Below are 8,154 nucleotides of genomic sequence, written 5' to 3' on the forward strand. Positions count from 1 at the left end.
TGCGACAGGCGTCACGAGGGGAGCCGGGCGGCGATGCGGCGGACGTCACGTCGGCGGACATACCCCCGGTGGGAATGGCGGCGCGGGTGGCGTACGTTTCCCCTCTGGACGAGCTGGTCCCCGAGCCATCGAAGGAGCGCGCGAGACATGCAGGGCACTGTGACGATGTACAGCACCACCTGGTGCGGCTACTGCCAGCGGCTGAAGAAGCAGTTGGAGCGCGAGGGCATCGCGTACACCGAGATCAACATCGAGCAGGACCCGGCTTCCGCGGCGTTCGTCGAGAAGGCCAATGGCGGAAACCAGACGGTGCCGACCGTGCTCTTCGCGGACGGCTCGACGCTGACCAACCCCTCGCTGGCTCAGGTCAAGCAGAAGATCGGGGTCTGACCGACCCTCAGTGCGGCGCTTCGGAAGGCGGCTCCCCCTCGGGTGGGGAGCCGCCTTCCGCCGTATCGCCCCGCGCCGTGTCAGACGAAGCTGGTCCGGGTCGGCAGCGGCTTGCCGTACCAGAGCTCGATCAGGCGGGCCGCGATCGAGATGCCGTAGGGCGGGAGCACCTCGCCGGACTCGAAGGCGGCGCGGAGTTCGTCGCGGGAGAACCAGCGGGCCTCGTGGATCTCGTCGCCGTCGACGTCGACCTCGGTGGAGGTGGCGCGGGCCATGAAGCCCAGCATCAGGCTGGACGGGAAGGGCCAGGGCTGGCTGGCGACGTACTCGACCCGGTCGACCATGATGCCGACCTCCTCGAACACCTCGCGGCGCACCGTCTGCTCGATGGACTCGCCGGGCTCGACGAAGCCGGCCAGCGTGGAGAAGCGTCCTTCCGGCCAGTGGACCTGGCGGCCCAGCAGGATGCGGTCGTCGGCGTCGGTGACGGCCATGATCACGGCCGGGTCGGTGCGCGGGTAGTGCTCACCGCCGCAGGCCGGGCAGCGGCGGATGTGACCGGCCGCGGCGATGACGGTGCGCTCCCCGCAGCGCGAGCAGAAGCGGTGGGTGCGCTGCCAGTTCTCCAGGCCGACCGCGTGCACCATCAGCCCGCAGTCGCGCGGGGACAGCAGCAGGCCCGCCTCGCGCAGTCCCGCCGGGCGGGCGGACTGGTCGATCCGTCCGGGCAGCGAGTCCTTCTGGAGCGCGAAGTAGCTGACGCCGTCCTCGTCGATGCCGAGGAAGTAGCGGTGCGCCTCGGTGAGGGGGGCCTCGAAGGAGGGGGTCATGACGAGTTCGGTACGGCCGTCCGCCGTCTCGTCGATCAGGACCTGGCCGCCGGAGACCACGAAGCAGCGGGTCGTGGGGTGGCTCCACGCCGCTGCCAGCCAGGCCTCGTCCAGGCGGTGGTGGGCGGCGCGGTCGATGCCGCTCGGGGCGGTGAGCGAGATGGGGCGGTCGGCGGTGTGGTCGGTCCAGGTGGTCACGGGTGCTTCCAACTCCCCCGGTGGAACGGTTGGTATCGGCGGGCGGTTCAGCGGGACGTAGGACGGGAGGGGACCGGGTCCGGCGCGGCGGTCGGGTGCGGGGCGGTGCTACCAGTGTGCCCCGCGCGGGATGCCGCTCTGGACCGAAGGGCGTGCTCAGGGGGCATGGCGCCAGTTCTCCGCGAGGTCGCCCCACAGGTACGCGGTGGTCTCGACACCCTTCATCAGCAGGTCCAGTTCGACCTTCTCGTTCGGGGCGTGCCAGCCGTCGGAGGGGACCGAGATGCCGAGGAACAGCACGGGGGCGCCCAGGACCTCCTGGAGGTCCGCGGCCGGGCCGGAACCGCCCTCGCGGGTGTAGCCGACCGGCTTCTCGAACGCGCGGCCCATGGCGCGGGCCACCGACTGCAGGGCGGGATGGTCCAGCGGCGTCAGGCACGGGCGCGTGGCCGAGCCGAAGACGACCTCGCAGCGGATTCCGGCGGGCACCTGCTCGGCGGCCCAGGCGCGCACGGCCTTCTCGATGTGGCCGGGGTCCTGGCCCGCGACCATCCGGAAGGAGAGCTTCACCATGGCGTCGGAGGGGATGATCGTCTTGTTGCCCGGGCCCTGGTAGCCGCCGCCGATGCCGTTGACCTCGGCGGTGGGACGGGCCCAGATCCGCTCCAGGGTGGTGTATCCGGCCTCGCCGTGGGTGGCGTGCGACTTGGCGGTGCTGAGCCAGCTCGCCTCGTCGAAGGGCAGCCCGGCGAACAGCTCCCGCTCGCGGTCGGTCAGCTCGACGATGCCGTCGTAGAAGCCGGGGATCGCCACGCGCCCGTGCTCGTCGTGCAGGGCGGCGACCAGACGGCCCGCCACGGTGGCCGGGTTGGGCACGGCGCCGCCGAAGGAGCCGGAGTGGATGTCCTGGTCGGGGCCGTACAGCCGGATCTCGCACTCGGTGAGGCCCCGCATACCGGTGCACAGGGTGGGGGTGTCCTCGGACCACATACCGGTGTCGGAGACGATCACGGCGTCGGCGGCGAGCCGGTCCGCGCGCTCCTCGACGAGGGCGCGGAAGTGCGGCGAGCCGGACTCCTCCTCACCCTCGATCAGCAGCTTCAGGTTGACGGCCGGGCTGGTGCGGCCGGTCGCGGCGAGGTGGGCGCGGACGCCGAGTGTGTGGAAGAACACCTGGCCCTTGTCGTCGGCGGCGCCCCGCGCGTAGAGGCGGTTTCCGCGGACGACGGGCTCGAAGGGGTCGCTGTCCCAGCCGTCCTCGCGGGCGGCGGGCTGCACGTCGTGGTGGCCGTAGACCAGGACGGTGGGCGCCTCCGGGTCACCGGAGGGCCACTCGGCGAAGACCGCGGGCGCGCCCTCGGTCGGCCAGACCTCGACAGTCGGGAAGCCGGTCGCGGTGAGCTTTGCGGCGAGCCAGTCGGCGCTGCGTCGTACGTCGGGGGCGTGGTCGGGCTGGGCCGACACGGAGGGGATGCGCAGCCATGCGGTGAGGTCGTCGAGGAAGGCGGCACGGTGCTGCTCGATGTACGTACGGACGGCGCTGTCCGGGGTCTGGCTCATGGTCACGAGCCTATCGGCCCGCACCGACATCCTTTGTGGGCGGTTCGTCACACGACGGCTCCCCGGCGACCAGCCGCTCCAGCGCCTCCCGGTCCGGAAGGTCCTCGGGACGGACCACCTCGCCGGTGCGCACGTACAGGAACGCGGCGCCGACCGACTCCAGCGGCACCCCCTGCTGCTCGGCCCAGGCGAGCCGGTACACGGCCAGCTGGAGCGGGTCGGCGGTGCGGCCGCGGTTGGTCTTCCAGTCGACGATCTCGTACGTCGTTCCCTCGCCGTCGCCGTTCTTGTAGACGGCGTCGATGCGGCCCCGGACGACCCGGCCCGCGAGGTGGAGCTGGAAGGGGGCCTCGACGCGGTACGGCGTGCGGTGGGCGTACTCGGTGCGCTCGAACGCCTCCTTGAGCGCTTCCAGATCCCGTTCGTCGGCGATCTCGGCCTCGCTGCCGGGCAGCTCCTCGGGCTCCAGCATGGGCAGGGTCAGTTCCTCGAACCGGGTCTCGACCCAGGCGTGGAACCGGGTGCCGCGGCGCGCCGCGGGCTGCGGCGGGCGAGGCATGGGGCGGGCCAGTTCCTGGGCGAGGCCGTCGGGGTCGGCGGCCAGCTTCAGCACCTGGGAGGCGGTCAGGGACGCGGGCAGGGGCACCTCGGTGACGCTCTCCCGCGCGCGGAGCAGCTCTCCGGTGAGGGCGTCGAGGTCGCGGTCCCAGGAGGCGATGGTGCGGGCCTCCTCGGGGGTGAGGGAAGGGCGGTCGGGGGACGGCGCCTGGTGCGGGACGGTGGGATGGTCGGGGGTCCAGGAGTCCCAGTCGTCGGGGAAGGGGTCCTCCTCGGGCGGAGCGTCGACGGGGAACTCGTCTTCCGGTGCCCCGACGTAGTCCTCCTCGTCCTCCGGGGGCGGCGGCCAGTCAGGGTCGTACGCGGTCTGCGGGGCCTGCGCCGCCGCCGCGGCCTCGGAGTCCGCGGGCGCGTCGAGCCCCTCCAGGTACCTCAGGACCGTCTCGGCGGCGGCCCTGCGCCGGGCCAGTGCCGCCTCGTCCAGGGGCAGCGGCCACACCTGGTCGGCGTCGGCGGTGTGGAGGGCGGGGTTCTCCTCGTCCTCGGCGGGCTCGTCGGCCCAGACCTCGATCTCGCCGTGCCCGGCGACGCAGTGGTCGTACAGGGCCTGGAGGAAGTCGGAGGGGCCACGCGGCTTCTTCTGGCTGGGCCCCCACCAATGGCCGGAGCCGAGCAGAAGGGAGCGGGGGCGGGTGAAGGTGACGTAGCCGAGGCGGAGTTCCTCGGTGTGCTGGTGCTCCTTCATGGCCTCGTGGAAGTCCTTCAGCCCGCGTGAGTCCCAGGACAGGACGTCGGGCAGGGTGTCGGCGTCGCCGCGCAGGGCGTGCGGCAGCACCCGTGCCTGGGAGGTCCACTTCTCGCGGCCCTGGCTGCTCGGGAAGGTGCCGGTGACCAGGCCTGGGACGGCGACGACGTCCCATTCGAGGCCCTTGGACTTGTGCGCGGTGAGCACCTTGACGGTGTTCTCGCCGCCTGGGAGGGCGTTGTCGAGGCCCTTCTCGTACTGGGCGGCGGTGCGCAGGAAGCCCAGGAAGGCGAGCAGGCTGGCCTCGCCGTCCCCGGCGGCGAAGGAGGCGGCGATGTCCAGGAAGTTCGACAGGGTCTCGCGGCGGCGGGCGGCCAGGGCGTGCGGGGACGCCGACAGTTCGACCTCCAGGCCGGTGACGGCGAGGACGCGGTGCAGGACGTCCATCAGCGGGTCGGCCAGCGAGCGGCGCAGGTCGCGCAGTTCGGCGGCGAGGCGGGCGAAGCGCACGCGCGCGTCCGGCGAGAAGGGCAGCCCGTCGTCGTCCCCGTCGAGGGGGGTTTCGAGGAAGGTGTCGAGGGCGTCCGCGAGCGATATCACCTCGGCGGGGTCGACTCCCTCGACGGCTTCGGCCAGACGCCGGTCCGGGTCGTCGTCGTCCACGCGCGCGTGGGCGACCAGTCTGCGGGCGCGGCGGCCTAGGAGGGCGAGGTCGCGGGGGCCGATGCGCCAGCGCGGGCCGGTCAGCAGGCGGACCAGGGAGGCGTTGGCGCCGGGGTCCTGGAGGACCTCGCAGACGGCAACCAGGTCGGCGATCTCCGGCAGGTGCAGCAGCCCGGACAGGCCGACCACCTCGACGGGCACGTCCCGGGCCACCAGCGCGCCCTGGATCTCGGCGAAGTCGGTGGCCGTACGGCACAGTACGGCGATCTCGCCGGGTGCCTTGCCGGTGGCGACGAGGTGGGCGATCGAGTCGGCGATCCAGTCGATCTCCTCGGCGTGCGTGCGCAGCAGCGCGCAGCGGACCGTGCCGTCGCGCTCGGCACCAGGGGCCGGGCGCAGGGCCTCCACGCCCGCGTGCATGGCGCGCAGGGGCTCGGCGAGGCCGTTGGCGAGGTCGAGGAGGCGGCCGCCGCTGCGGCGGTTCTCGCTGAGGGCCTGGCGGGTGGCGGGGCGGCCGTCGGCGTGCGCGAAGTGCTCGGGGAAGTCGTCGAGGTTGGCGACGGAGGCGCCGCGCCAGCCGTAGATCGCCTGACAGGGGTCACCGACGGCGGTGACGGGGTGTCCGGTGCCGCCACCGAACAGGCCGGCCAGCAGCACGCGCTGGGCCACGGAGGTGTCCTGGTACTCGTCGAGGAGGACCACGCGGAACTCCTCGCGCAGGGCGCGGCCCACCTCGGGGATCCGCGCGAGCTGTGCGGACAGGGCGATCTGGTCACCGAAGTCGAGCAGGTCACGCTCGCGTTTGGCGGCCCGGTAGCGGACCACCAGGTCGGCCAGTTCGCGGCGGGCGGCGAGCGTCTCGGGGACCTTGCGCAGGTCGGCGTTGGTGAGCTTGACGCCGCCCAGGGTGAGCAGGAGTCCGGCGTCGTGGGCGCGCAGGGCCTCGGGGCGTACGAGGTGCTCGGAGAGTTCGGCGTCGAGCGCGAGGAGGTCGCTGACCAGGTCGGCGAAGGAGCGGGTGAGCGCGGGATAGGGGCCCGGTGCCTCGCGCAGTACGCGCGCGGCGAGCTGGTAGCGGGTGGCGTCGGCGAGCAGCCGGGAGGACGGCTCCAGGCCGATGCGCAGGCCGTGGTCGGTCAGCAGGCGGCCGGCGAAGGCGTGGTACGTCGAGATGACCGGCTCGCCGGGCGGGTTGTCCGGGTCGATGACGTCGGGGTCGGTGACGCCCGCCTTGATCAGCGCCCTGCGGACGCGCTCGGCGAGTTCACCGGCGGCCTTGTTGGTGAAGGTCAGGCCGAGGACCTGCTCGGGGGCGACCTGGCCGGTGCCGACCAACCACACCACGCGCGCGGCCATCACCGTGGTCTTGCCCGAACCGGCTCCGGCCACGATCACCTGCGGGGCGGGCGGCGCAGTGATGCACTCCGTCTGCTCCGGGGTGAACGGGATACCGAGGAGCTCCTTGAGCTGATCGGGATCGGTGATACGTGGCGGCACCTCAGAGAGGCTAGCGGCGGCCACTGACACCGGATGACGGATTGCCCTCCCGTCGGGAAGAAGCGCAGGTCAGCACGGGTGGTGCTGTCCGTCACTCCACGACGTGCCGACCCTCGGGGCGGGCGCTGCACGACGCCCGGAACGCGCAGTGGCCGCAGTGCTGGCCGGTCTTCGGTGAGAACCGCTCGTCGAGGACCTTTCCGGCGGCGGTGGCCAGCAGTTCCCCGACCCACTCCCCCTCCAGGGGCTCCTGGGCCTGCACCTTGGGCAGGGTCTCTCCGCCGTCCCGCTTGGCCGCGCCCTGGCGCAGGTGGACGAGCTCGGCGCCGCCCGGCTCGGGGCGGTGTCCGTCGAAGACGTCGTCCACGGCGCCCTCACGGACGGCGAGCTGGTAGACGGCGAGCTGCGGGTGCCGGGCCACCTCGGCGGAACTGGGGGCCTGCTTGCCGGTCTTGAAGTCGACGACATACGCGCGGCCCTCGCCGTCGGTCTCGACGCGGTCCATCTGGCCGCGGATGCGGACCTCGTAGTCGCCCGCTTCGAGGGTGACGTCGAAGTCGTGCTCGCTGGCGACGGGTGTACGGCCGGTGCGGTCCGTGACGTGCCACTTCAGGAACCGTTCGAGCGCCACGCGCGCGTGCTCCTTCTCCTGCTCCGACTTCCACGGGGCGTCGAAGGCGAGCGCGTTCCACACGGAGTCCAGGCGCTCCATGAGGACGGCGAGGTCGGCCGGGGTGTGCCCGGAGGCGACCTCGTCGGCGAGGACGTGCACGACGTTGCCGAAGCCCTGGGCGACGGTCGCGGGCGCGTCGGCCTTCACCTCGCGGCCGAGGAACCACTGCAGGGCGCAGGTGTTGGCGAGCTGGTCCAGGGCACTGCCGGAGAGCACGACGGGCTGGTCGCGGTCGCGCAGCGGCACCCTGCTCTCGGTCGGGTCGAACATGCCCCACCAGCGGTAGGGGTGGGCGGAGGGCACCAGCGGGCGGCCGTCCTCGTCGGTGAGCGCGGCGAGCCGGGCCAGGCGGCGGGCGGCCGCTTCCCTGAGCGTGTCGGACACGCGCGGGTCGACGGTCGTGGCGCGCAGTTCGGCGACCAGGGCGGCGACCGACAGGGGGCGGCGCGGGCGGCCGGTGACGTCCTTGGGCTCGGCGCCGAGTTCGGTGAGGAAGCGGGAGGGCTGGTCGCCGTCGTCCGCGGGGGCCTTCACCGCGGTGACGACGAGGCGTTCACGCGCGCGCGTGGCGGCCACGTAGAACAGGCGGCGTTCCTCGGCGAGCAGCGCGCCCGGGGTGAGCGGTTCGGCGAGTCCGTCGCGGCCGATGCGGTCGGCCTCCAGCAGGGAGCCGCGGCGGCGCAGGTCGGGCCACAGCCCCTCCTGGACGCCCGCGACGACGACCAGACGCCATTCCAGGCCCTTGGAGCGGTGCGCGGTCATCAGGCGCACCGCGTCGGGGCGCAGGGCGCGCCGGGTGAGGGTGTCGGCGGCGATGTCCTCGGCCTCGGTCTGGGCCAGGAAGTTCAGCGCGCCCCGCCCTCCGGTGCGCTCCTCGGAGCGGGCGGCGGTCGCGAACAAGGCGCATACGGCGTCCAGGTCGCGGTCCGCGTTGCGTCCGGCGGCGCCGCCGCGGCGGGCGGCCCGCTCCAGGCGCCCGGGCCACGGGGGTGCCCTCCCACAGGACCCAGAGCGCCTCCTCGGCCGTACCGCCGCCCGCG

The 8,154-nt window shown here is 73.3% G+C and carries 4 protein-coding genes and 1 pseudogene; 1 reads left to right on the forward strand and 4 read right to left on the reverse strand.

All coding sequences use genetic code 11. The features are described 5' to 3' along the window. Window positions 1-147 precede the first annotated feature (147 nt). The gene (locus tag GA0115233_RS39060) at window positions 148-390 is read left to right on the forward strand and encodes a mycoredoxin (RefSeq protein ID WP_037886733.1); all 243 of its coding nucleotides are present in this window, start codon (window positions 148-150) and stop codon (window positions 388-390) included. Window positions 391-470: 80 nt separating this feature from the next. Here the strand turns inward: GA0115233_RS39060 and nudC are convergent, their stop codons facing one another. The 4 genes and pseudogenes from nudC to GA0115233_RS39080 form a co-directional block, all read right to left on the reverse strand. Beyond that, window positions 471-1,418 carry an NAD(+) diphosphatase gene (nudC, locus tag GA0115233_RS39065; RefSeq protein ID WP_176712104.1) on the reverse strand — a complete coding sequence of 316 codons (948 nt, stop codon included), beginning with the start codon at window positions 1,416-1,418 and terminating at the stop codon, window positions 471-473. 156 nt (window positions 1,419-1,574) lie between these two features. Next, window positions 1,575-2,978, reverse strand: coding sequence for a dipeptidase (locus GA0115233_RS39070; RefSeq protein ID WP_093725437.1), 1,404 nt, complete (start codon window positions 2,976-2,978; stop codon window positions 1,575-1,577). A 10-nt stretch (window positions 2,979-2,988) separates the two neighbouring features. Next, window positions 2,989-6,441: an ATP-dependent DNA helicase gene (locus GA0115233_RS39075; protein WP_093725439.1), complete on the reverse strand. Its 3,453-nt coding sequence runs from the start codon at window positions 6,439-6,441 to the stop codon at window positions 2,989-2,991. Between the two features lie 91 nt (window positions 6,442-6,532). Then, window positions 6,533-8,154 (reverse strand): annotated as a pseudogene (locus tag GA0115233_RS39080) (PD-(D/E)XK nuclease family protein); the annotation flags it as partial.

Origin of the sequence: Streptomyces sp. DI166, assembly GCF_900091315.1 — a bacterium.
Classification (GTDB): Bacteria; Actinomycetota; Actinomycetes; order Streptomycetales; family Streptomycetaceae; genus Streptomyces; species Streptomyces fuscus.